This is a genomic window from Acutalibacter intestini, from assembly GCF_034334985.1.
Taxonomy (GTDB): domain Bacteria; phylum Bacillota; class Clostridia; order Oscillospirales; family Acutalibacteraceae; genus Acutalibacter; species Acutalibacter intestini.
On record NZ_JAWXXL010000005.1, the window covers coordinates 172,752 to 194,746 of the forward strand.

20 protein-coding genes are annotated in these 21,995 nt (G+C 56.3%); 14 read left to right on the forward strand and 6 right to left on the reverse strand.

Annotation, left to right across the window (positions count from 1 at the left end; all coding sequences use genetic code 11):
* Positions 1-191 precede the first annotated feature (191 nt).
* From rnr to nagA, 3 genes are all read left to right on the forward strand, one after another.
* Positions 192-2,402, forward strand: a complete 2,211-nt coding sequence (rnr, locus tag U8U68_RS06370; protein WP_322199996.1) for a ribonuclease R — start codon at positions 192-194, stop codon at positions 2,400-2,402.
* A gap of 52 nt (positions 2,403-2,454) precedes the next feature.
* Entirely contained in the window at positions 2,455-2,634 is a 180-nt protein-coding gene (locus U8U68_RS06375; protein WP_322199997.1) for a pro-sigmaK processing inhibitor BofA family protein, read from the forward strand.
* Positions 2,635-3,064: 430 nt separating this feature from the next.
* Positions 3,065-4,225, forward strand: a complete 1,161-nt coding sequence (gene nagA, locus U8U68_RS06380; RefSeq protein ID WP_322199998.1) for an N-acetylglucosamine-6-phosphate deacetylase — start codon at positions 3,065-3,067, stop codon at positions 4,223-4,225.
* Positions 4,226-4,510: 285 nt separating this feature from the next.
* On the opposite strand, the gene uxaC is transcribed toward nagA, so the two are convergent.
* Positions 4,511-5,932: a glucuronate isomerase gene (gene uxaC / locus U8U68_RS06385; RefSeq protein ID WP_322199999.1), complete on the reverse strand. Its 1,422-nt coding sequence runs from the start codon at positions 5,930-5,932 to the stop codon at positions 4,511-4,513.
* Between the two features lie 146 nt (positions 5,933-6,078).
* The gene (locus U8U68_RS06390) at positions 6,079-7,113 is read right to left on the reverse strand and encodes a M23 family metallopeptidase (RefSeq protein WP_322200000.1); all 1,035 of its coding nucleotides are present in this window, start codon (positions 7,111-7,113) and stop codon (positions 6,079-6,081) included.
* Positions 7,114-7,337: 224 nt separating this feature from the next.
* On the opposite strand from U8U68_RS06390, the gene U8U68_RS06395 reads away from it, so the two are divergent.
* Together U8U68_RS06395 and U8U68_RS06400 are read left to right on the forward strand one after the other, a co-directional pair.
* Positions 7,338-8,243 carry an MBL fold metallo-hydrolase gene (locus tag U8U68_RS06395; protein ID WP_322200001.1) on the forward strand — a complete coding sequence of 302 codons (906 nt, stop codon included), beginning with the start codon at positions 7,338-7,340 and terminating at the stop codon, positions 8,241-8,243.
* 154 nt (positions 8,244-8,397) lie between these two features.
* Positions 8,398-9,438: a sugar-transfer associated ATP-grasp domain-containing protein gene (locus U8U68_RS06400; RefSeq protein ID WP_322200002.1), complete on the forward strand. Its 1,041-nt coding sequence runs from the start codon at positions 8,398-8,400 to the stop codon at positions 9,436-9,438.
* A 390-nt stretch (positions 9,439-9,828) separates the two neighbouring features.
* On the opposite strand, the gene U8U68_RS06405 is transcribed toward U8U68_RS06400, so the two are convergent.
* Positions 9,829-11,607 carry an ABC transporter ATP-binding protein gene (locus U8U68_RS06405; RefSeq protein WP_322200003.1) on the reverse strand — a complete coding sequence of 593 codons (1,779 nt, stop codon included), beginning with the start codon at positions 11,605-11,607 and terminating at the stop codon, positions 9,829-9,831.
* A gap of 265 nt (positions 11,608-11,872) precedes the next feature.
* Positions 11,873-13,594, reverse strand: coding sequence for an ABC transporter ATP-binding protein (locus U8U68_RS06410; protein ID WP_322200004.1), 1,722 nt, complete (start codon positions 13,592-13,594; stop codon positions 11,873-11,875).
* 578 nt (positions 13,595-14,172) lie between these two features.
* Between U8U68_RS06410 and U8U68_RS06415 the strand changes: the two genes are divergently transcribed.
* The 9 genes from U8U68_RS06415 to U8U68_RS06455 all read left to right on the forward strand — a co-directional run bounded on the left by U8U68_RS06415 (position 14,173) and on the right by U8U68_RS06455 (position 20,474).
* A complete protein-coding gene (locus tag U8U68_RS06415) occupies positions 14,173-14,304 on the forward strand; it encodes a hypothetical protein (RefSeq protein WP_322200005.1) in 132 nt (43 codons plus the stop codon).
* Entirely contained in the window at positions 14,301-14,546 is a 246-nt protein-coding gene (locus U8U68_RS06420; protein ID WP_322200006.1) for a hypothetical protein, read from the forward strand. The genes U8U68_RS06415 and U8U68_RS06420 overlap by 4 nt, the downstream gene beginning before the upstream one ends.
* A gap of 3 nt (positions 14,547-14,549) precedes the next feature.
* On the forward strand, positions 14,550-15,092 hold the full coding sequence (locus tag U8U68_RS06425; RefSeq protein WP_322200007.1) for an adenylate kinase: 543 nt from the start codon (positions 14,550-14,552) through the stop codon (positions 15,090-15,092).
* Between the two features lie 40 nt (positions 15,093-15,132).
* Positions 15,133-17,763 (forward strand): alanine--tRNA ligase, encoded by a 2,631-nt coding sequence (gene alaS / locus U8U68_RS06430; protein WP_322200008.1) that lies wholly within the window; start codon positions 15,133-15,135, stop codon positions 17,761-17,763.
* Positions 17,763-18,308 (forward strand): AAA family ATPase, encoded by a 546-nt coding sequence (locus U8U68_RS06435; RefSeq protein ID WP_322200009.1) that lies wholly within the window; start codon positions 17,763-17,765, stop codon positions 18,306-18,308. Before alaS ends, U8U68_RS06435 begins: the two co-directional genes overlap by 1 nt.
* 34 nt (positions 18,309-18,342) lie before the next feature.
* Positions 18,343-18,690 (forward strand): histidine triad nucleotide-binding protein, encoded by a 348-nt coding sequence (locus U8U68_RS06440; protein WP_322200010.1) that lies wholly within the window; start codon positions 18,343-18,345, stop codon positions 18,688-18,690.
* A 700-nt stretch (positions 18,691-19,390) separates the two neighbouring features.
* Positions 19,391-19,594, forward strand: coding sequence for a spore coat associated protein CotJA (locus U8U68_RS06445; RefSeq protein WP_322200011.1), 204 nt, complete (start codon positions 19,391-19,393; stop codon positions 19,592-19,594).
* Positions 19,591-19,851, forward strand: a complete 261-nt coding sequence (locus tag U8U68_RS06450; RefSeq protein WP_322200012.1) for a spore coat protein CotJB — start codon at positions 19,591-19,593, stop codon at positions 19,849-19,851. The genes U8U68_RS06445 and U8U68_RS06450 overlap by 4 nt, the downstream gene beginning before the upstream one ends.
* On the forward strand, positions 19,851-20,474 hold the full coding sequence (locus U8U68_RS06455) for a manganese catalase family protein (protein ID WP_322200013.1): 624 nt from the start codon (positions 19,851-19,853) through the stop codon (positions 20,472-20,474). Before U8U68_RS06450 ends, U8U68_RS06455 begins: the two co-directional genes overlap by 1 nt.
* Here the strand turns inward: U8U68_RS06455 and U8U68_RS06460 are convergent.
* Positions 20,459-20,716: a hypothetical protein gene (locus tag U8U68_RS06460; RefSeq protein ID WP_322200014.1), complete on the reverse strand. Its 258-nt coding sequence runs from the start codon at positions 20,714-20,716 to the stop codon at positions 20,459-20,461. The genes U8U68_RS06455 and U8U68_RS06460 overlap by 16 nt on opposite strands.
* Positions 20,676-21,995 (reverse strand): reverse transcriptase domain-containing protein (locus U8U68_RS06465; protein ID WP_322200015.1); only part of this gene is annotated, 1,320 nt, incomplete at its 5' end. The genes U8U68_RS06460 and U8U68_RS06465, both read right to left, overlap by 41 nt.

The following is a 21,995-nucleotide window of genomic DNA, read 5'->3' on the forward strand; positions in this document are numbered from 1 at the left end:
AAACATCATTACAGGATAAAAGGACAATTTGGATTAGATCAAGCATGTCCTGGAAGCCGGTGCGCTGCAAATGCCGGACGGATGGATTTTGATTCAGTGGAAACCGGGTGACAACAAAAAGCCGGGCTCTGTATACACAGCCTGGTTCCAACCGCCAATGCTTTAGTTACAGTAAAAAGGAGAATCATATTATGAAAAAAAATCAATCTTCCAGCCGTAAGTTCAGCGGTCGGCCGTCGGGCCATTCGAGAGTGAGCGGCCCCTCCAGCGTGGAGAGCTATCAGCTGCCCAGCGCTGCCACAACCATGGAAGAAAAGCTTATTGTGGCCGCGTTGAAGCGCTGCGGCGGAGACGGCGTGCCCTCCAAGTCTCTGCAAAGAGAGTCCGGCGTCAGCAATAAGGACGCCTTTTACCAGGCTTTGCACAGCCTGGAGGAAAAGGGCGAGGTGAAAGTGGACAAGGACCACTGGGCCCGGCTGGCTCCCCCTGCCCGGGAAGTGGAGGCCACGCTGGTATCGATTTCCGAGCGTTTCGGCTTTGCCAGGCCCAAGACTGGCGAGGATATTTTCGTTCCAGGCCGGGACCTGAACGGCGCGTTTTTGGGAGATACGGTGCTGCTTTGTGACCTGCAAAAGCGAGACCGTGGACCCAGCGGCCGGGTAAGGCGGGTGGTGAAGCGGGCGGAGAATAAGATAACCGGCACGGTACATGTGGACGAGGCCGGGGCTCGGGTTACTCCGGACGGGCCTATTCGCTATGACATGGTGGTGCCCGCCGCCAACCTAAACGGGGCCCAAGACGGGGACAAGGTACTTCTGGAGCCCCGTCAGGACGGCCGGGGGGACTGGAGCCAGGCAGCGGTACAGCTGGTGTTCGGCACCGGCGACCGGGCCCGGGTATGCGCGGACGCTATTATCGAGCGCTGTGGTATTCCCACCAAGTTTTCAGCGGAGGTGCTGGCCCAGGCAGAGGAGATCAGCAAAATGACGGTCACCCAGGCAGACATTGACAGCCGCCTGGACCTGCGGGACGAGCCGGTCTTTACCATTGACAGCGCGGACGCAAAGGACCTGGATGACGCGGTATCCGCCCACAAAACTGTAGATGGCTATACGCTGGGGGTGCACATTGCGGACGTGTCTCACTATGTAAAGGCGGGTACGCCCATTGACCAGGAGGCCTTTTTGCGGGGCACCTCTGTTTACTTTGCGGACCGGGTTATCCCCATGCTGCCAGAAGCCCTCTCCAACGGGGTGTGCTCGCTAAATGCCGGTACTGAAAAGCTGACCTTCTCGGCCCTGATGGATTTTGACCAGGAGGGCCATATGACTGCTTATCGTTTTGAAAAGACGGTGATCAACTCCAAAGTTCGGGGTGTGTACCGCGAAGTGAACCAGATTCTGGATGGAAGCGCCGGACAGGATATTCTGGATAAATACGCCCCGGTGCGGGACAGCCTGGACACCGCCAAGGAACTGGCGGATATTCTGGACCGGAACGCCAAGGCCAGGGGGCAGATGAATCTCTCCAGTGACGAGACGAAGTTTGTGCTGGACGAGAATGGGGTGTGTATTGACCTGCTGCCCCGCACCCAGGGTCCGGCGGAGGAGCTGATTGAGCAGCTGATGATTGCGGCCAATATTGCCGCGGCCAAGGCTTCCCTGGACGCCCAGGTGCCCTTCCTTTACCGGGTCCATGAAAAGCCCAACCCCGACCGGGTGGTGGAGCTGTGCGACCTGCTGGACAGGCTCTCTGTGCCCTGCAAGGAGCTGAAGCGGGGCACCCCTGGCACAAAAGATTTCGCGGCTGTGCTGGACCGGGTAAAGGGCGGCAGCAAGGAGCAGGTGGTGAATTCCCGTATTCTGCGCACCATGGACAAGGCCCGGTACGACCACCGGGAGCTGGGCCATTTTGGCCTGGATTTAGGGGAATACAGCCACTTTACCTCTCCTATCCGGCGCTATCCGGATACTTCGATTCATCGAATCCTCAGCGACTTGGTGGCTGGGGCAGACCCAGGGGAGCTGAAGAAAAAGTATGGCGAATTTGCCCGGGAGTCGGCGGAGGCTTCCTCTCAGAACGAGGTGCGGGCCGTTACCGGTGAGCGGGACGCGGAGGACTGCTACACCGCTGAGTATATGCGGGCCCACCTGGGTGAAAAGCATGTGGGGGTCATTAATGGTGTGACTCCAAAGGGGATTTTCGTGAAGCTTTTCAATAACGCCGAGGGCTTTGTGAGCCTAAGCGACTTTGAGGGCTGCGACTTTGAATTTGACGGGGAGATTATGCACCGGGACCTGCGCAGCGGCCGGGTGCTGATGATGGGTCAGGAGATCGGTATCATCGTGGCCGGGGCAGACGTGGCCACCGGGCGTATTGATTTTATGCCCCAAGAGGAATAACCAAGGGGCAAGGCAGCATAGAGTTAAACAAAACTTTATGGGGGACTGGCCTATGAAAAGCTTTGTTACTTCTGCGCTGCTGGGTTTTTTGGCCTTGGCGCTGGTGAATGTGACCAGCGGATATACAGGGGTAGCCATTGCGGTGAACCGGCTGAGCCTGGCGGCGGCAGGGGTGCTGGGGGTGCCGGGGGTTACGCTGCTGGTGATTCTGAATACCATTCTGCTGCTGTAAAAGAGGCGAGAAACGGACAGGGATACAGGAGACAGCCCTTCTCCAGACAGAGGCCAAGGGGACGACAACGGCCAGTGCGGTTTCTGAATTACTAAGTGAGACGGAAGAACTCTTGCTGCGGGCAGCCGGGCCTTGCGTTCATTGCGGCGCTAAAACGTAAAAAATGGAAGAACGCGCTATCTTGGCGAAGAGAGGCAGAAAGGGAGAAACTGTTTTGTGCGGTGAAAACCCGGTGCCTTTTGGCGGCCACTCACCGATACAGCGAACAGCCAGAGGTGTGCTCTCCAGACGAGGGGGCCTATCGGCAAAAGTAATGAAGAGCGGTTTGGCGGATATTGCCCCTCTATAAGGACCATGTTGAAACAGAAAATGGGGCCATTTTGGAGAAGAAGGCATTTGTTCCGCTATCTTATGAAAGGATGTAAAAATTATGTTCATCATCAACGCAAACTACCTTGATCGGGACTTTCGTCTGGTCCAGGGTGATATAGAGATCGAGGGAGGGAAAATTATTGCGGTGGGGGAGCATCTTCCCCGCAGGGACCAAGATACGGCCGTGGATTGCCAGGGGTATACCATTGTCCCGGGTTTTGTGGACGTACACATTCACGGCTGCGCCGGTACGGACACTTGTGACGGAGGCCGGGAGGCGATTGACAATATGGCCCGGTTTCTGCTGGCCCACGGGGTGACCTCCTTTTGTCCCACCACCATGACCATTGCCCGGCCGGGGATAGAAAATGCCCTGGCAGCGGCCAAAGAATGTTTTGACGCGCCATTAGAGGATGGAGCCCGGGTGGTGGGTGTGAACATGGAAGGGCCATTTATCTCCAAAGAGCGCAAGGGCGCACAGCGGGAAGAGGACATTGCGGCCCCGGACTTTGCTATGTTCCAGGAAATGTTCCATCAGTACGGGGGCATTGTGCGGCTGGTAGACGTGGCCCCCGAGCAGCCTGGAGGAGAGGAATTCGTAAAGAAGGCAAAAGAGCTGTGCACGGTCTCTATTGCCCACACCGTGGCAGACTATGATGGAGCCAAAGCGGCTTTTGACTGGGGTGTGACCCATGCCACCCACTTGTTTAATGCGATGAACGGTTTGCATCACCGGAAGCCCGGGGTGGTGGGGGCTGTGTTCGAAGATTCCCGGGTGCGGGGTGAGCTGATCTGTGATGGGCACCACATCCATCCGGCGGTGCTGCGGACCGCGTTTCAGGCGCTGGGCCACCGGGCTGTAGTGGTCAGCGACTCGATGCGAGCCAACGGTATGGAAGAGGGTTCGGCCTTTGAGCTGGGCGGCCAGATGGTCACTGTGCGGGGGGGCTTAGCCACCCTGGAAAACGGTACCATTGCTGGTTCGGTGACCAACCTGCACCAGGAGATCAAAAACTTGGTGAGCTACGGCGTGCCCTTCTCCCAGGCGGTACGGGCGGCTACTCTGTCCCCAGCCCAGGCCATTGGGATGGCGGAGGAGATTGGCAGCATTGAGCCAGGCAAACGAGCGGACCTGGTGGTGTTGGACGACGCGTTGGAGATTGTTTCCGTTTGGAAGTCCCACCAGGGGGACACGAAGATGTTGAGCTTCGGAAAATAAAAAATCAGGCGGCAGAGAGATTTCTGCCGCCTGATTCTTCTTGGAGGGGTATTGCGCGGTGATCTCCAGCGGAGACCGTCAAGTGTTGGCCACAGCGGATGGTTTCATCTTCCGCAGCGGCCGGACCAGGACACTCCTTATAAGGGGCCTCTCCGCTTTCGGCCCTAAGCTGGACAAGCAACCCATTATGCTCAATGAGAGCGAGACTCTTTTTCACTGGGAGGCAGCGCCCGAACCAGTAGATGAGACAACGAAATCTTTACGCTCCGCCACTGGGAAAGCCTGCTATATGGTTTCCAGTTCGAAGCCAAAATATTGCACCGCGTTATTATAAGAAATATCCTTCACCAGCTGGCCCAGCCATTCTGGGTCCCAGGGGCACTCGCCGTTTTCCACCCAGCCGCCCAGCAGCTGGCAGAGAATACGCCGGAAGTATTCGTGTCGGGGGTAGGACAAAAAGCTGCGGGAATCTGTCAGCATACCGATAAAGCTGCCCAGAAGGCCCAGATTGGCTAGGGAGGTCAGCTGCCGGGTCATGCCCGCCCGGTGGTCATTAAACCACCAGGCCGAGCCATGCTGCACCTTCCCCATGCACCCGGCCCCGGCGCTTTGGAAACAGCCAATCATGGCGTCCAGAACCGGGTCGTCGGCAGGATTTAGACTGTAGAGGACGGTTTTAGGCAGATGCCCTTGACTGTTGAGCTGGTCCAGCAGGGCGGCCAACTTCATGGTGGCGGTCTGGTCGTGGATGCAGTCAAAGCCAGTGTCTGGGCCGATTTTTTGGAACATAGCGGCATTGCTGTCCCGGTGGCAGCCATAGTGCAGCTGCATAGCCCAGCCCAACCGGGCGTACTCGCTGGCGGCAAACAGCAGAAACGCTGTCTTAAACTGTTCCTGTTCGGTTTTTCCGATGGCTTCCCCCCCAAGGCGGCGGGCGAATACCGCCTCCACAGCCGCTTCGTCGCAGGGAGCGAATACCCCGCTCTCCAGGCCGTGGTCGGACAGGCGGCAGCCCATGGAGGCGAAGAAAGACATGCGTTTTTTCAGCGCCGCTTTCAGGGTGGAAAAGCTGTTAATTTCAATATCCGCCGCGTCGCCCAGCCGCCGCAGGTAGTCCAGATAATCCGGTTTTTCCAGGTTCATGGCCTTGTCCGGCCGCCAGGCAGGCAGTACCTGCACCGGGAAGCCCTGGTCCTGGGACAGCTGTTTATGCCAGCACAGGTCGTCTGCGGGGTCGTCGGTGGTACACAGCAGCTTTACGTTGGAGCGGAGGATTAGGTTTCGGGCGCTCATATCCGGCTCTTGCAGCTTGGCATTACAAAAGTCCCAGACCTCTCCAGCGCTTTTGGCAGTTAAAACGCCCTCGTAGCCGAAAAACCTCCGCAGCTCCAGATGGCTCCAGTGGAACAAGGGATTACCTACGGCTTTGTCCATGGTCTCGGCCCATTTCTGAAACTTCTCCCGGTCTGGGGCATTGCCAGTGATAAATTCCTCCTCCACTCCGGCCCAGCGCATTTGCCGCCATTTATAATGGTCGCCTCCCAGCCAAACCTGGGAGATATTCTCAAACCGCCGGTCCTGGGCGATCTCCTTTGGGTCGATATGGCAATGGTAATCCACAATGGGCATGGTTTCCGCATAGCTTTGGTAGAGCTCCTGGGCCGCAGGGGTACTGAGTAAAAAATCCCTGTCCATAAAAGACTTCATAGGGGGTAACATCCTCTCTGTTTTTCGTTGAGCGCCAGTATAGGCAACGCGGACCAAAAGAAGAGTTCTCTTTTGGTCCGGCAGGTGTGCCAGAGGCGCTTACTGTAAGTCTATTGTACCGTGCTGCCCGGAAGATTGCAACCAGTTTATGGGAGTTTCTTGGTTTTTGAGGGGGAGGATGTTTCCGGCGCTGTTTCCTGGAAGCCGTGGACCCGGGTCCATTCTTTGGTCTCATCGTTGCGCTGCACCGTACTCTGATGGCCGCGTAGCAGCTGACAGATCTGGTATACGTCCACCCAGATCTCGCCGTTGCCCTCCTTTTGGCTCTCATCAAAAATCAGCTGTAGGCCATAATGCAGGTGGCTCTGCTCAATGCCATTCACATTTTCAGTGGCGCTGTAGCCGGTGCGCCCCACATAGCCGATCACGTCTCCAGCCATTACAGTTTTACCCACGGCCAGCCCCTGGGCAAAGGGGCGGTCCTTGCGCAAGTGGGCATAGTAGTGGTACCGTAAACCGTCGAAGCTGCGGATGCCAACCCGCCAGCCGCCGTACTGGTTCCATCCCATGGCCTCCACTACCCCAGATTCCACCGCCACCACTGGCGTGCCCACCTGGGCCATCATATCGTGGCCCAGGTGGCGGCGGTGGTAGCCATATTCCCGGCTGACGCCGAAGTCATTGTAGTCATGATAGGGGAAGGTCTCTGCAATGGGCGAGTAGGCTTTTAGGCCATAGCAGGTCTCCCAGCCCTGCTCTCCTTCCAGCTGGAACTCGCCCACAAAGCCCCCCAGCACCGCGCCATAAGCTTCTTGGTAGTAGTCAAAGTTGGGCATTCCCAGGGCAATCTCCTCCAGGCTTTCCCCCTGAGAAACACGCTCCAGCAGCTGGTCCAGATCCTTTTGCTTGAAAAGAGAAAAGTCCCCGCCGTACTTGGCCGCTAGGTATGCCAGAAGGTCTACCCAGCTAGTGTGTGGGCTGTCGCATCCATAGCTTTCTGTGTCCAGCTGTAGGGTCTGGCGCAGCAAAGAGGCGGGCACGTCAAAATCTACCCACTTGATAAAGTCTTGTGTGGTCCCAGCAGCCCACACCCGGCCTAAGGCTGGGCACAGGGCGGCGGCCACCACCAGAGCCAGGGCGGCCGCCAGGATTTTTCTCTTCACCTTAATGGTCCAAAACATTTCTCCGCCTCCTTTGAGGGGCCCAGGAGAGCCGCGTTTTGTGCAGAGCGAAAAGCGGAAGAGCCAGCGGGCCCAGGTCCCGGGCTCCCCATTTCCACCGTAAGGAATTTCTATAAAACTTATGCCACAAAAGGCTGGTGATAGAACAGGAACGGGCATTTTTACCCTTGCAAAAAGGAGGGCAGTCTGGTATGATGAGAAAAATATAAACAGGAGTGATTCTTATGGGGGAATCCGTTTTCTTAGGTACAGGAGCCGCCGAACTATATCCTAACCCCTTTTGTGGCTGTAAGGTTTGCGCCCGAGCCCGGGCTGTCCAGAAGGCCCCGGGAATTCTGGGGAATGAGCTCCGCCTTAGGTCCGCTTTCCTTCTGGACCCGGAGACGCTAATAGACTTTGGCCCCGATGTGCCCGCCGGGTCTCAGCACTACCATGCCCCTTTGGACCGGGTGCGGCAGGTGCTGGTCACCCACAGCCACGAGGACCATTTTTCCGCGGCCACGTTTTCGATCCTTACCATGACCGATATGAAAGCGCCTATCCATTTTTACATTTCCTCAGCAGGCCTGGCCTGGGCGGACCGGCTTGTAACAGAGACCGCCCATATTTCCGGAACTTTTGGCAATATTTTGGCAATGCTGAAGGAACAGGGGAAGATTGCCCTTTATCCGGTGGATCCCTACAAAACCTATGAAATAGGCGGCAAAAAAGTGACGCCTTTGGCCACATGCCACCAGGCCTATGGCCATGGCGAAACGGCTCAGAATTATTTAATAGACTGGCAGCGGGGGACATGGCTTTACGCCTGCGATACGGGCCTGTATGGTCCGGAAAACCTGGGCTTTTTGGCGCGGTATGCAAAAGAGCGCGGCGCGGCCCTAGACCTTGTGATTATGGAGGGGACCTTTGGATCCCTGGAGCAGGGAGAGGATTCCGGCCATATGGACGCCCGCCGGCTCTGCCGCCAGCTGGCCGCCCTGGAAAACTGCGGCGCGGTAAGCAGGAGCACCCAGGTGTACATTACCCATATCAACCAGGTACAGGCGTTTTCTCATGAAGAATATCAGGACTATTTAGACCGGCATGCCCCGGTACGGGCTGTGGTGGCCTGGGACGGAATGCGGGTTTAAAGGATACAAAAAACCTGAATATGACTCTAAATCTTACAAAATTCTTAATGATTTGATTTTTGTGTTTACTTTTCTCCTTTTTGCGCTTCTAATAAGTAGAGGGTATTTATAGAAAGCAGTGATATGCTTTTTACTAAAAAGGAGATTATATAGAATGCCGGATTTCAATTGTTTTGCTTGGGGACGCTATTTGTTTCACATTATCACCGGGGCGCGGCCCAAGGCCCTGATGAATTCCATAGACCTGGCCCGGGCCCATTGCGGAAAAAGCCGCCCCGTGCTGCTGGCAGACATGCTCTGGTGTCTGACCCGGTACGGTGCGGGATATCACGACTATGTAATGTTCAAATTCTACAACATGGACGCCTGGCATCGGAAAACCTACGTGACCCGTCTGCGGAACAAGCGCCTGGTCACCCTGGTGAACGATTCCCAAGCCGCCTATGACTTTGACCACAAAGCCAGTTTTTATCCCCGGTTCCGGGAGTATCTGGGCCGGGACTTTCTGGTGGTGGAGAACGCGTCTGCTCAAGATTTGGCCCGGCTGATGCAGGGAAATACCCAGCTTTTTGCTAAGCCCGACGTGGGAGAGAGCGGCAAGGGGATTGAGGCAGTGGAGCTAAGGAATTTTACCTCGCCGGAAATCCTGCTGGATTACCTGAAAGCCCATGGGATGGGCGTGGTGGAAGAGCCCCTGGCCCAGCACCAGGATTTAGCCCGGCTGCACCCCCAGAGCATTAACACCCTGCGCATTGTTACCCTGTTGACCGGGGGCCCCGGCAGCTGGAAGCCCAACTGTGTGTACGCTGTAATCAAAACAGGCTGCGGCGGGCGCCGTGTGGACAACCTGGAAAGCGGCGGGCTATTTTGTCCCATTGACCAAAAGGCCGGGACCATCTGCGGTCCAGGGCATACCTCGGATCTCCGGGTGCTGGACCACCACCCAGACACTGGCATCCCCTTGGTGGGATACCAGATCCCCTTTGTAAAAGAAGCGGTGGACTTATGCCTAAAGGCCGCGTTGGTAGAGCCCAGAATGCGCTACATAGGCTGGGATGTGTGCATCACGCCCAATGGCCCGGTGATCGTGGAGGGAAACGACTACCCGGGCTACGACTTTTGGCAGCAGCCAGAACATACCCCAGACCAGGTGGGACTGTGGCCATATTATAAAAAATTAATCCCGGAGCTATAGCGTTTTAGGAGCAAAAAACTGTGCCGGCGGGAGCCGCGTCATAGAGAGGCGGCTTCCGCCGCTACACTTGATTTTTTAGATGGAATGGAGGCCCCCCGCTTCCCGCCGCCCTCACCCGGTCTTTTTCTTTAGGGTAGGGGCCGGTTGCCCAATATCCGAAAAATTGGAAAAAAGGGCTCCGTCCATTTTTTCAAAAGCGGCAGGGGCCTGGGGCGGCGCCTCTTGAAGGCTTAAGGCAGCGCCGCGCAATTCACGGCCAGCGCCTTTTAAGCGCCGCCTTGCTTAACTATTGCACACAGCCTTCGCTTGCCAGAATCGCAAAACCATATATAGCTGACTGGCGGCGCACACACATCGGACGAAAAATCTTAGAATGGTGCGGTATTTGTCTTAAGAGAACTGAGAGTTATACAGCTCGGCATAGAAGCCCTTTTGAGCCATTAGGGTCTGGTGGGACCCCTGCTCTATGATGTCGCCATCCCGAACCACCAGGATATTATTGGCGTTCTGGATGGTAGAGAGCCGGTGGGCAATGACGAAACAGGTCTTGTCTTTCATCAGGGTGCGCATGGCGGTCTGAATCTGCCGCTCGGTACGGGTATCCACGTTGGAGGTGGCCTCGTCCAGAATCAGCATCCTGGCGTCTAAAAGCATGGCCCGGGCAATGGTTAAAAGCTGCTTCTGCCCCTGGGAGATGTTCACCCCGTTCTCGTCCAGCACCGTGTCATAGCCCTTGGGCAGGGACATTATGTACCGGTGGATGCGGGCGGCCCTGGCGGCGGCTTCCACCTCTTCCCGGCGGGCGTTCTTTTTGCCATAGGCCAGGTTCTCGAAGATGGTGCCGGTAAACAGCCAGGTGTCCTGCAAGACCATGGCGTAAGAGAGCCGCAGGCTTTTGCGGGTGATAGTTTGGATGTTCGTGCCGTCTAGGGTGATGCGGCCCTCTTGGGGGTCGTAGAAGCGCATGAGCAGGTTGATCAAAGTGGTCTTGCCCGCGCCGGTAGGCCCCACAATGGCTATAAGCCCCCCGGGTGGGGCGTGTAAGCCAAGGCTGCGGATAATGATCTTGTCTGGGCTATAGCCAAAGCGCACGCCCTCCAGCCGCACATCCCCCTGTACTTCTGTGGCTTCCATAGCCCCGGGGGCATCGGCGGGTTCGGGCTCCTGATCCATTAGGGTAAAGACCCGCTCGGCAGCGGCGCAGGCCGATTGCAGTTCGCTAACAATGTTGGCCATCTCGTTGATGGGCCCAGAGAACCGCCGGGAATACAGCACAAAGGAGGACAGGCTGCCAATGGAGATGCGTCCTAAAAGGAACAGCACGGCCCCAAAGACGCTGATAAAGGCCAGGGACAGGTTGTTGATAAAGTTCACCGAGGGACCGATCATGGCGCCGTAGTAGTCGGCGTTGTAGTAGGCGTCCACGGCCTCTTTGTTTTTCTGGTCAAAGCGCTCCACCATGGTCTGTTCTTGGTGGTAGGCCTTTGTGGTCTTTTGGCCGCTGATGACCTCCTCTACAAAGCCATTCAGCTGCCCAAGCGTAACAGAACGCTTGTGGAACAGAGGCCGCACCTTGCGGGTCATATAGCGGGTGAAAAAGACCGAAAGGGGGATGGTGACCACGAACACAAGCACCAGCAAAGGGGAAATGGCCACCATCATAATGAGAGAGCCCAACACGGTAATAGCGCTGGCCGCAATTTGCAGCAGATCATTGGAGAGAGACGCGTTTACTGTGTCGATGTCGTAGGAGATGTGACTGACAATGTCGCCGGTCTGGCGCTGGTCAAAGTAGCTGACGGGCAGCTGGGTCAGCCGGTCGAATACCTGCTGGCGCATTTGCAGTACGATTTTCTGGCTTAACTTCAGCATCACCACTGAGAGGGCGTAAGAGAGCCCGGCGGAGGCAGCGTAGAACAGGGTCATCAGCCCGCAGTAGAAGAATACCTGGGGGAAGTCCACCCCGCCGGGGGAGAGGCCGATGGCGTCAATGGCCCGGCCGGAGAGCCAAGGGCCGAATAGGGCCAGTAGGTTGCCGCCCACAGTAAGCAATATGGCGAAAAGGGCCATCCACCGGTGGGCTAGAATGTAGCCCCCCAGACGCAGCAGGACCTTTTTGCGGTCTTTGGGTTTTTCGATGGGGCCGCGGGGCATAAAACGAGGAGGCATGGTAAAGAGGCTCCTTTTTGTTGGATTTGGGGGGAATGAAAGTGTGTGGCGCAATTCATTACACGGTCATAAGGACGGTGCCACCCAGAGGCGGCCTATATCACTAAAAAAGCGGCGGGAAAAAGCAAATTAAGGAGCATCGGTCTAAAACATCTTACAAAGGCGATAGGGAAGAAGAGGCACTGTGCTGCCGGACAGCGGCGCTTTTCGGCAACGCCGTAATAACGGCCCGCCGCCCTTGGCCACAGCCGCAACAGGGTTCTGTTTAGAGACAGCCTTCTCCCCCTAGCCCCATCTGTGAGGCCGCAATCTCCCGGTAAACAGAGCAGCAGTCCAGCAGCTCCTGGTGGGAGCCGCTGCCCAGCACCCTGCCCTCTTCCATCACCAGGATGTGCTCCGCGTGCAGAATAGAGCTAACCCGCTGGGCAATGATCACGGTGGTCACCCCTTGGTATTCCTCCCGCAGGGCCTGGCGCAGGGCCGCGTCGGTTTTGTAGTCCAGGGCCGAGGAGGAGTCGTCCAGAATCAATATCTCCGGCGAGCCTGCCAGAGCCCTGGCCACCAACACTCGCTGCTTTTGTCCGCCGGAAAGGTTGGTACCCTTGGCGGTAAGCATATGGTCCAGCCCTTTTGGCAGTTGAGAAATGAACTCCATGGCTTGGGCGCAGCGGGCGGCCTTTTCCACTGCGTCTCGGGGGAGCCCCCGGCCGAAATCAATATTATTATAAATACTGTCCGCAAACAGCACGTCCCCCTGGAACACCACCCCAAATTTGGTATGCAGTTCTTGGCTGGGGATAGACCGCACAGGCCGGCCGTCAATGGAAATGTGGCCGCTGTCTGGGTCATACAGGCGCATGAGCAGGTGGATAATGGTAGACTTTCCTGAACCGGTGGCCCCAATGATGCCCAAGGTCTCTCCCCGGCCCAGCCGGAAGTTGATTTCCTCTACGTCCGGCTCTTTTTTGCCATAAGAAAAGGTCACCCCTTGGAATTCCACATGGTGCGGAGAGTCCGCCGCTGGGGCTGAAACCAGTGCCAGGTCCTGGGGCGTGGCTAAGACCTCCGCAATACGCTGACCGGAAGCGGAGGCCCGGGAAAAGGTGACAAAGATGCGGGTAAGGGCCATCATAGCGTTAAGGATAATGGTGAAATAAGTAAGGAATGCGATAATCTTCCCGGGCTGGGTGAGTCCGGCGTTGACCCGGAAGGCCCCCACAACCACTACCGCGGTTAGGCCAAGATTTAAAAGCAGGTTCATCATGGGATTGGTGATGGCCATGGTCATGCCGGCCCGGGTCTCTTTTTCTACTACCTGGGCGTTCACCCCGGCAAAGCGCTCTTTTTCGTAGTCTACTTTGGACAGGGCTTTGATCACCCGAATGCCGGAGATCGCCTCCCGCACAGTGCGTACCATGTTGTCCACGCTTTTTTGCAAGGCGCCATACATGGGCACCCCCTTGCGGGAGACGGTAAACACCAGTAAGGTAATCAAGGGCAAAGTACACACCAGCACCAAAGTGAGCACAGGGTCCAGGGTAAGGGTAATGAGCACCCCGCCCACCAGCAGAATGGGGGCCCGCACGCCAATACGCTGCATCATGCCCAGCATTTGGTGGATATTGTATGTGTCGGTGGTCAGCCGGGACTCTAAGGAGGGAATGGAGTAGGCGTCCACCTGGCCGCAGGAGAGTTCTGAAATTTTTTCGAACAGGTCGTGGCGAATGGACTGGGTGGTGTGCTGGGCCACCCAGGCGGCCATGCGGTTGGCCAGGATGTTGGCCAGCCACGCCACCACAGAGGTGGCCACCATGGCCAGACCCCACAGGGCAATGAGGCCCATATCCTTTTTAGGGGCTACCTGGTCGATCATATGGGATAGGATCCAGGGCAGCAGAAGCTCCACCACGCTGCCGGTAAATTTTATAAATAGACCCAGGCTCATCCGGGGTATGTAGGGCTTTAGGTAGGCAAAGATCGTTTTCACAGACAGCACTCCTTGCAGGGTCCGGCACTTTTTGGCTGGCGCCGGGGGTTCCGTATGAACTATGTGATAGGCCCATTATACATCCTTTTAGTTGCAATAGCAACTGTTTTTTGCCAGATTTCTACCCTGAGGCCAGAGATAGTTCGGTGTGGATTTCCACAAGGAGAGACTACGCGGCCCAAAGCGGGGCCTGGCCGGATTTACTGGCAGGAGAGAGGGCACCCCTTTTTGCTGTTCTCCGCGCCTCTTTTAACTTTAGTCCCGAAAATGTTGACAAACCCAGCAAAAAGGGGTATACTATGGCAAAAGAAATATGGACCTGCGCGGAGAAAAGCTTTTTGACGCCACAATAGAGAGACGGCGGTGGGTGCAAGCCGTATGACGGAGAAAAGCGGGCCGCTCCTGGGCCCCAGGCGGGGCGGCGCATCCGCTGCGAAGAACGGCGGCGTTTTCCCGGGCGTTAACCGGGCTAAAGCAGGCCAAGAGAATTTCTATGGCAATTTGGGTGGTACCGCGGGCTTGCCCGTCCCAAGATTTGGGACAGGCAGGCCTTTTTGTGTGATGAAAGGAGGGAGAAGGTGAGGGGGTTTTTGAAAACCGTGGTCTGTGCCCTGCTGGGCACGGCTTGGTGGCTGATGAAAATTCTGTTGGTATATAGCCTGGCGGAGGCCTTGCTGGACTATATAAAAACGAGGAGGAGAGCATCATGAAAGGATTAAAACGTACGGTCATCGGAGGCGTTTTGTCCCTGTTAGGCACCATCTGGGGCCTGGCGGCGCTGCTGGTGGGCGCGGCCTATATAGAGAATGTGTCAGAATGGCCCACCGCCCAAGGCCGCTATGTAACGGCGGTCATCCAAAGCGGCATGATGCCCCCGCTGGCCATAGGCTGTGGGCTGTTGCTGCTGGGGCTGCTGATTATGGGGATAGAGTACTTTAAGAAGGAGGGCTAGGCTGTGGTGGTGCTTATTGCCGGGGCCAGCCACACTGGCAAGACCGCCCTGGCCCAACGCATCCTGGAGCGCTTTGGCTGGCCGTACCTGTCCATCGACCATTTGAAGATGGGGCTCATCCGCAGCGGCCAGACCACCCTGACCCCCGAGGACGGCCCCCAGCTGACCGCCTACCTGTGGCCCATCATCCGGGAGATGGTGAAAACCGCCATTGAGAACCAGCAGAACCTGGTGGTGGAGGGCTGCTACATCCCCTTTGACTGGCGGGAGGGCTTCGAGCCCTGTTATCTGCGGGAGATCCGCTACCGCTGCCTGGTGATGACCCGGCGGTATGTGGGGGAGCACGGGGCGGAGATTGCCCGGTACGCGGACGTGGTGGAGGCCAGAGCCTGGGACTTTACGCTGGATGAGGCGTTTCTGAGAGAGAATGAGGAGAACCTGCGCCAGTGCCGGAAGCGGGGGCTGGAGTATATTTTGATAGACCAGGCCTATCCATTAGATGTGGATTGGCTGGAGGAGCGGCAAGGCCCGCAATCTGTCCGATAAAAAACAAACCTATATTACTTAAAAAAGGAGAGCGTTTACCATGCAATGGACCGGTTTGAACCAGCTCCGTGAGGAGTTTTTGAAATTTTTCCAGTCGAAGAGCCACCTGCGCCTGCCCAGTTTTTCGCTGGTGCCCCAGGGGGACAACAGTCTTTTACTAATCAACTCGGGCATGGCCCCTATGAAGAAGTACTTTACCGGCGAGTCAACGCCCCCCCGCGTCCGGGTGACCACCTGCCAAAAATGTATCCGCACCCCGGACATTGACAGCGTGGGCATTGACGACCGCCACGGCACTTTTTTTGAGATGCTGGGCAACTTTAGCTTTAACGACTACTTTAAAAAAGAGGCTATTCCGTGGGCCTGGGAGTTTTTTACCCAAGTGCTGAAAATGCCCGCCGATAAGCTATACGTTACGGTTTACCAGGAGGATGACGCGGCCTGGGATATTTGGACCCAGGAGGTGGGCGTGCCCGAGAGCCATATGCGACGCATGGGCAAGGAGGACAATTTCTGGGAGCACGGCAGCGGCCCCTGTGGTCCCTGCTCGGAGATTTATTTTGACCGGGGCCCCGAGCACAGCTGCGGTAAGCCTGGCTGCGACGTGGGCTGCGACTGTGACCGCTATGTGGAAATATGGAACTTGGTGTTCACCCAGTTCAACAATGACGGCCAGGGCAACTACACGCCCCTGGGCCGGGAGAATATCGACACCGGCATGGGCCTGGAGCGCCTGGCCTGTGTGATGCAGGGGGTGGACAACCTGTTCCTGGTGGACACCGTGCAGAACATCATGAAGAAAATCAGCGAGATCTCCGGCGTGGCCTACGGCGCGGACCAAAAAACCGACATCTCCCTGCGGGTGATCACCGACCATATCCGCAGTACGGTATTTATGATTGGCGACGGGGTGCTGCCCTCTAACGAGGGGAGGGGCTATGTGCTGCGCCGGCTGCTGCGCCGGGCCGCCCGCCACGGCCGGCTGCTGGGGGTGCGGGACGCTTTTTTGGTGGACATTGTGGACACCGTGATTGAAGAGAACGGCGCGGCCTATCCTGAGCTGAAAGAGCGCCGGGAGACCATCCGCAAGGTTGTGGCCCATGAAGAGGAGAGCTTTGGCCGCACCATTGACCAGGGCATGGCCATGCTTACAGAGTTCATTGACAAAGCGGAGGCAAAGATCTTCTCCGGCGAAAGCGCCTTTACCCTAAACGACACCTTTGGCTTTCCTCTGGATCTGACCCGGGAAATATTGGCCGAGCGGGGCATGGAGGTAGACGAGGCTCGGTTTATGGAGCTGATGCGCCAGCAGAAGGAGCGGGCCCGCAGCGCCCGAAAGAACGCGGGAGCCGACGCCTGGAAGGGCGAGGGCGCGGCGGTGGCCGGGCTGCCCGCCACGGAATTTTTGGGCTATGAGGAGTTGTCTGCCCAAGCCAAGGTACTGGCCGTTGTGGAAAACGGCCAGCGGGTGGAAAGCGCCGGCGAAGGCGCGGAGGTCTCCATCGTGCTGGACCACACCCCCTTCTATGGGGAAAGCGGCGGCCAGGTAGGCGACAGCGGCGTACTGGAAAGTGAAGGATTTGTGGTAGACGTGATCGACACCACCCGGCACGAGGGCGTGTTCCTGCACCGGGCTGTGGTAGGGGAGGGCACGGTAAATGTGGGGGACACCCTTTTGGCCAAGGTGGACCCTGTCCGCCGCCGGGCCATTATGCGCAACCATACCGCCGCCCACCTGCTGCAAGCCGCCCTGCGCAAGGTGCTGGGCAGCCACGTGGAGCAGGCCGGCCAGCTGGTGAACGAGAAGCACGTGCGCTTTGACTTTACCCACTTTTCCGCCGTGACTCCTGAGGAGTTGGTGCGGGTGGAGCAGGCCGTGAACCAGGAAATTCTTCGGGCCGTGCCGGTAGAGGTGAAGGAAATGCCTATTGACGAGGCCAAGAAACTGGGGGCCATGGCGCTGTTTGGCGAAAAATATGGCGACGTGGTACGGGTGGTCTTTGTCACCGACGGTTTCTCTCGAGAGCTGTGCGGCGGCACCCATATGCAGAACACCGCCCAGCTGGGGCTGTTTAAGATTGTGTCCGAATCCTCGGTAGCCTCGGGCGTGCGGCGCATCGAGGGCGTCACCGGGGCCGGGGTGCTGGAGCAGCTGGGCCTGCACCTGGGGGCTTTGCAAGAGACCGCCCAAGCCATGAAGGTGATGAATCCCCTGGAGCTGCCCGCCCGGGCCAAGCAGGTGATGGCCGAGCTGAAAGAGAAGGACCGGCAGATTGAGAGCCTAAACGCAAAAGTAGCTGCCATGAACCTGGAGGGGGTCTTTAGGGACGCCCAGGACGTGGAGGGAGTGAAGGTGGTGTTTGCCCTGCTCTCCGGCACAGGCAGCGACGCCCTGCGGGCCCTGTGCGACAAGGCCAAAGAGAGCGCCCAGCCGGTGGCCGCGGTGTTCGCCGGGGTGTCGGGGGGAAAGGCTACCCTGGCGGCGGCCTGCAACAGGCCTGCCCAGGATAAGGGCCTGAAGGCCGGGCTGCTGGTAAAGGCTGTGGCGCAGATTACAGGGGGCAATGGCGGCGGCAAGCCAGACTTTGCTATGGCGGGAGCCAAGGACCAGACCAAGCTGGACGAGGCCCTGGCGGCTGTGCCGGAACTGGTACGGCAGCAGATGCGGTAATGACAAAGAGAGTTATCTTTTTGAACGGACCCATGGGCGTGGGAAAGACCACGGTAGGCCGGCTAATACAGCGGTCGCTGCCCCAATGTGCTTTTATTGACGGGGATTGGTGCTTGGACCTAGAGCCCTTTATAGGAAACAGCGAGGCCAGGACCATGGCGGTGGACAATATCCTGCATATGCTGGTAGGATATAAACATTGTTCTCAGTGCCGGGATGTTGTGGTGTCTTGGCTGATGGACCGGTTGGAGGTATGCCGGGCCCTGGACAGAGGGGCCCAGGCTGCGGGCTTAGAACCTGTATGGTTTACTTTACTTTGCGCGGAGCAGGCGCTTAGGGTCCGCTGGCAGGGGGATGAACTCTGTCCATGGCGTACAGAGGAGAACTTGAAACTTAGTATCCGCTCGTTGGAGCGTTTTGCCAAGTTGCCTGGTGTGCGGATTGATACCACGGGCCGGACAGCGGAACAGGTGCAAAACAGCGTTCTGGCTCTGTTGGATAAGCGGCTGGGGGAAAGTATGGCAGCCGAAGAAGTGCCGGATTAGAAAATAATTATATGATAAAAAGGAGTGTGAAACCATGTCAGACTGCGTATTTTGTAAGATAGTGTCAGGGGAGATACCCTCCGCCAAGGTGTACGAGGATGATACCGTACTGGCCTTTAAGGACCTGGAGCCTCAGGCCCCTGTACACGTGCTGATTATCCCCAAAGAACACATTGCCAGTGCGGCGGAGATTACCCCGGAAAACAGCGGGGTAGTGGCCCATATCTTCGAGGTGGCTGCAAAGCTAAGCCGGGAGCTGGGCCTGGAAAATGGCTTCCGCGTAGTAAATAACTGCGGCCAGGACGGAATGCAGAGTGTGCGGCATCTGCATTTCCACATGCTGGGCGGAAAGAAGATGGGATGGCCGCCTTACGCGGAGTAAGCCGGTATTTGGGCCTGTTCACACAAGTCATTACATCCCATCTTTTCCAGGAATTTCAGTAGGTTTTGCGTGGATAAGATCTGACAGAACCCAAAGTCCATGAAGGGTTTGATGTCTTTTCACTGGAAGCCAGCTCAAAAATTCTCTGGAAAATATGGCTTCAACGATATGAACAAGCTCTAGAGTCTGTTTTAAAACTCCGAAATACTGTCTGTTTTGAGAAGAAAAGGAGCTTTCGGTGTCAAAAATCCTCGAAAGACGGCAGCCGTTCTTGTGGTTTTTCCTTGAAATCCCTCATTTCTGGCCAAAAATCCAGCATTTCTCCAGTTTTCAAACAGACTCTAGGGCTTGTTTGAAAAATCGCAAACACTGTCATTTTGCCCTGTCCGGGCGGATTTGTGTGTGGAAAATCCTCGTAATACGAAAGTGTTCCTTGCGGTTTTCTTTGTCAAACCGCGCCCGCCAGGGCAAAAATCCGGCACTTTCTCTATTTTCAAACAAGGCCTAGCCAATCTAAATATAGTTTGGGTATGTTATGTAATGATAAGGACGAAGCTGGACTTTAAGCAGCTTCGTCCTTTCCTGTCTTTCAGTGGGGAATATTCCCGGACTGGGGCAGAGGGAACCAAAAACAGTGGATGGCATATTCTGGTTAACAGGGGACAATCTTCCCCAAAACAGAAAGAAAGGGGTAATCAAATTGGCAGAAAATTTTGTGCCCGGCGCTATGCCCTGCGGCGAAGACCCCACTCCGCTGCCGGCGAACCCGGTTCCGGCCATGGCCTATGTGCCGTTCCAGCAGTGGAGCAGCAACCTGCACAGCGCCGAGCGGGCGCTGGATGCGGGGACGCTGTTCCCGGTGCTGGATAAACCCTTTTACGGCGGAAGGAGGGAGCCCAGGTGAGCGAAAGTCAGGAAATGAGCATGCGGCGGCGCATTAACGCCATGCGCTTTGCCTGCTGGGAGCTGCACCTTTTTTTGGACACCCATCCCAACAACTGTGAGGCAGCCCGGCGGCTGGAGGAATACCGCCAGAGACTGGAAAGCCTTGTAAAAGAGTTTGAGGAAAAGTACGGCCCCCTGGACGAGAGCAGCAAAAATACCAGCCGCTGGGCGTGGATTAACGGTCCCTGGCCCTGGGAAACGGAGGCGAATGACTGATGTTTGTGTATGAAAAGCGCCTACAGTACCCGGTGCGCATCACGAACCCCAACCCAAAGCTGGCGAAGATGATTATAACCCAGTATGGCGGGCCCCACGGGGAGATCGGCGCATCGTTGCGGTATTTAAGCCAGCGATATGCTATGCCTTATCCGGAACTGAGCGCTATATTGACAGATATAGGAACTGAAGAACTGGCCCATCTGGAGATGGTAGGCACCATTGTATACCAGTTGACCCGGAATCTGACCACGGAGCAAATTCAAGCAGCGGGATTTGACGATTATTTTGTGGACCATACCACCGGAGTCTATCCCCAGGCGGCCTCGGGCACGCCCTTTAGCGCGGCTACCTTTGCGGTGACCGGCGATCCAATCGCGGATCTGAACGAGGACCTGTCGGCAGAGCAGAAAGCCCGGCTGAGCTATGACAACATCCTACGTTTCGCGGACGACCCGGATGTGGCTGGGCCTATCAAGTTTCTGCGGGAGCGGGAGGTTGTGCATTACCAGCGATTCGGCGAAGCAAACCATACTGATTCAAGTGGATTTTATTCCCTGTGGGCGGCGGCTCACAGGAAATATTTGTCGCGTATTATCTTGAAACCTCAGGCACAGATTTGACCTTCCTCATAGCACACCCAAAGGTAGCCCCGGGGCGGGTAATAAAAATCCGTATTGTAGTTGGAGATAGCAGCATCTATCCACGGGGTATAGACCTCCACCAGCTGGTCAATGATCTGGTCGGGTAAGACCCCGGCATTACTGCCGGAGCCTCCCCTAAGAACCGTACATGAGAGTTTCCCCTCATACGGCTCAAGCCTTTCAAAGCTCCCCTTCGGGAACCGGCTCAAAGGAAACATCATTTTTACGAACCTTTCTATAGCATTCCGGATGAAGCATTTGCTTGTGATTCTGGCGATTTCCTTTATCATCATAGACCTGGAATCCGGTGTCCACGGTGATTTTCTTTCCGCAAACAGGACACAAACCATTCTGCTGGCGGAAGAGTTTCGCCAATATCTTTCTGCCCTTCAGACTATTGCGCATTTTCTCGGTGTTGCGTTTTTCAAAATATTCCCGGTCGTCCGCGTCGAATGGATTGGAACAGTTGCGGATTTTTGTAAAGCGGATAATATCCGTATCGGCAGCGTAAACCAGCCGTATAAACAGGGTTTCCCCATTGTTCATTTTCTGCTTTGTTGGAACAGAAAACGTCCAGCTTCGGTTGCCAATACGGTGGAAATATTTTGTGGCTATCCACGTTTTGCTTTTCTTTGGATGCCTGCGCCTGCACCAAGCCCACAGACATTTGAACACTTGATAATCTACATATTCAAACGCCACAGCAGACACATTGAACCGCTGGTAATTGACCCAGCCGCGAATCATGGGATTCAGCTTGCGAATCAGCCATTCCTGCTTGATGGTGGGATTCTTCTTCACGGTTTTCCGGATTTTATCCAGAATCCCTTTGAGATTTTTCTTGGACGGTTTAATCAGCAGCTTGCCCTTGTATTTGCGGATGTTGCAGCCAAGAAAATCAAAGCCGTCGTCAATATGGGTAATGACCGTTTTTCCCTCCGAAAGCTGCAAACCTCTTTCCGCCATAAATTCCCGCACCATGGGCAGTACCTGTTCCTGTAGTAACTGTCGGTTTTCACCGGTGATGATGAAATCATCGGCGAAGCGTACAAAGTTGACCATTGGGGAGTATTGCTTACCCTTACGGGTGGTTTGATGGAAATGCTTTTTCAAGAGCGGCTGTAATCCGTCCAGCACCATGTTGCAGATTACCGGCGAGATAGGCGAACCTTGCGGCGCACCCTCATCGGTCGGGAACAGCTTTTTCGTTTCAATGTACCCGCATTTCAGCCACTTGCGGAGTATCTTCTTGTCTATGGGGATGTGTTCCAATATCCACCGATGGCTGATGTGGTCAAAGCACCCCTTTATATCTCCCTCCAGCACCCATTTGGGCGACACCTTTTTCGCAAGGTCATTGAAGCATTGTTCAATGGCGTCTTGGGGACAGCGCCCCGGGCGGAACCCAAAGGAGCAAGGGTCAGCACTCATTTCTGCCAGCGGTTCCAGTGCAAAACGGTAGAGCGTCTGCATGGCCCTGTCCAGCATGGTGGGAATACT

Coding starts and splice junctions, on each gene's coding strand:
- U8U68_RS06395 (WP_322200001.1), top strand. CDS start 7,338: ATGGGGGAATCCGTTTTCTTAGGTACAGGAGCCGCCGAACTATATCCT.
- U8U68_RS06420 (WP_322200006.1), top strand. CDS start 14,301: ATGAAAGGATTAAAACGTACGGTCATCGGAGGCGTTTTGTCCCTGTTA.
- nagA (WP_322199998.1), top strand. CDS start 3,065: ATGTTCATCATCAACGCAAACTACCTTGATCGGGACTTTCGTCTGGTC.
- rnr (WP_322199996.1), top strand. CDS start 192: ATGAAAAAAAATCAATCTTCCAGCCGTAAGTTCAGCGGTCGGCCGTCG.
- U8U68_RS06455 (WP_322200013.1), top strand. CDS start 19,851: ATGTTTGTGTATGAAAAGCGCCTACAGTACCCGGTGCGCATCACGAAC.
- U8U68_RS06390 (WP_322200000.1), bottom strand. CDS start 7,113: ATGTTTTGGACCATTAAGGTGAAGAGAAAAATCCTGGCGGCCGCCCTG.
- uxaC (WP_322199999.1), bottom strand. CDS start 5,932: ATGAAGTCTTTTATGGACAGGGATTTTTTACTCAGTACCCCTGCGGCC.
- alaS (WP_322200008.1), top strand. CDS start 15,133: ATGCAATGGACCGGTTTGAACCAGCTCCGTGAGGAGTTTTTGAAATTT.
- U8U68_RS06375 (WP_322199997.1), top strand. CDS start 2,455: ATGAAAAGCTTTGTTACTTCTGCGCTGCTGGGTTTTTTGGCCTTGGCG.
- U8U68_RS06400 (WP_322200002.1), top strand. CDS start 8,398: ATGCCGGATTTCAATTGTTTTGCTTGGGGACGCTATTTGTTTCACATT.
- U8U68_RS06460 (WP_322200014.1), bottom strand. CDS start 20,716: ATGATGTTTCCTTTGAGCCGGTTCCCGAAGGGGAGCTTTGAAAGGCTT.
- U8U68_RS06435 (WP_322200009.1), top strand. CDS start 17,763: ATGACAAAGAGAGTTATCTTTTTGAACGGACCCATGGGCGTGGGAAAG.
- U8U68_RS06405 (WP_322200003.1), bottom strand. CDS start 11,607: ATGCCTCCTCGTTTTATGCCCCGCGGCCCCATCGAAAAACCCAAAGAC.
- U8U68_RS06440 (WP_322200010.1), top strand. CDS start 18,343: ATGTCAGACTGCGTATTTTGTAAGATAGTGTCAGGGGAGATACCCTCC.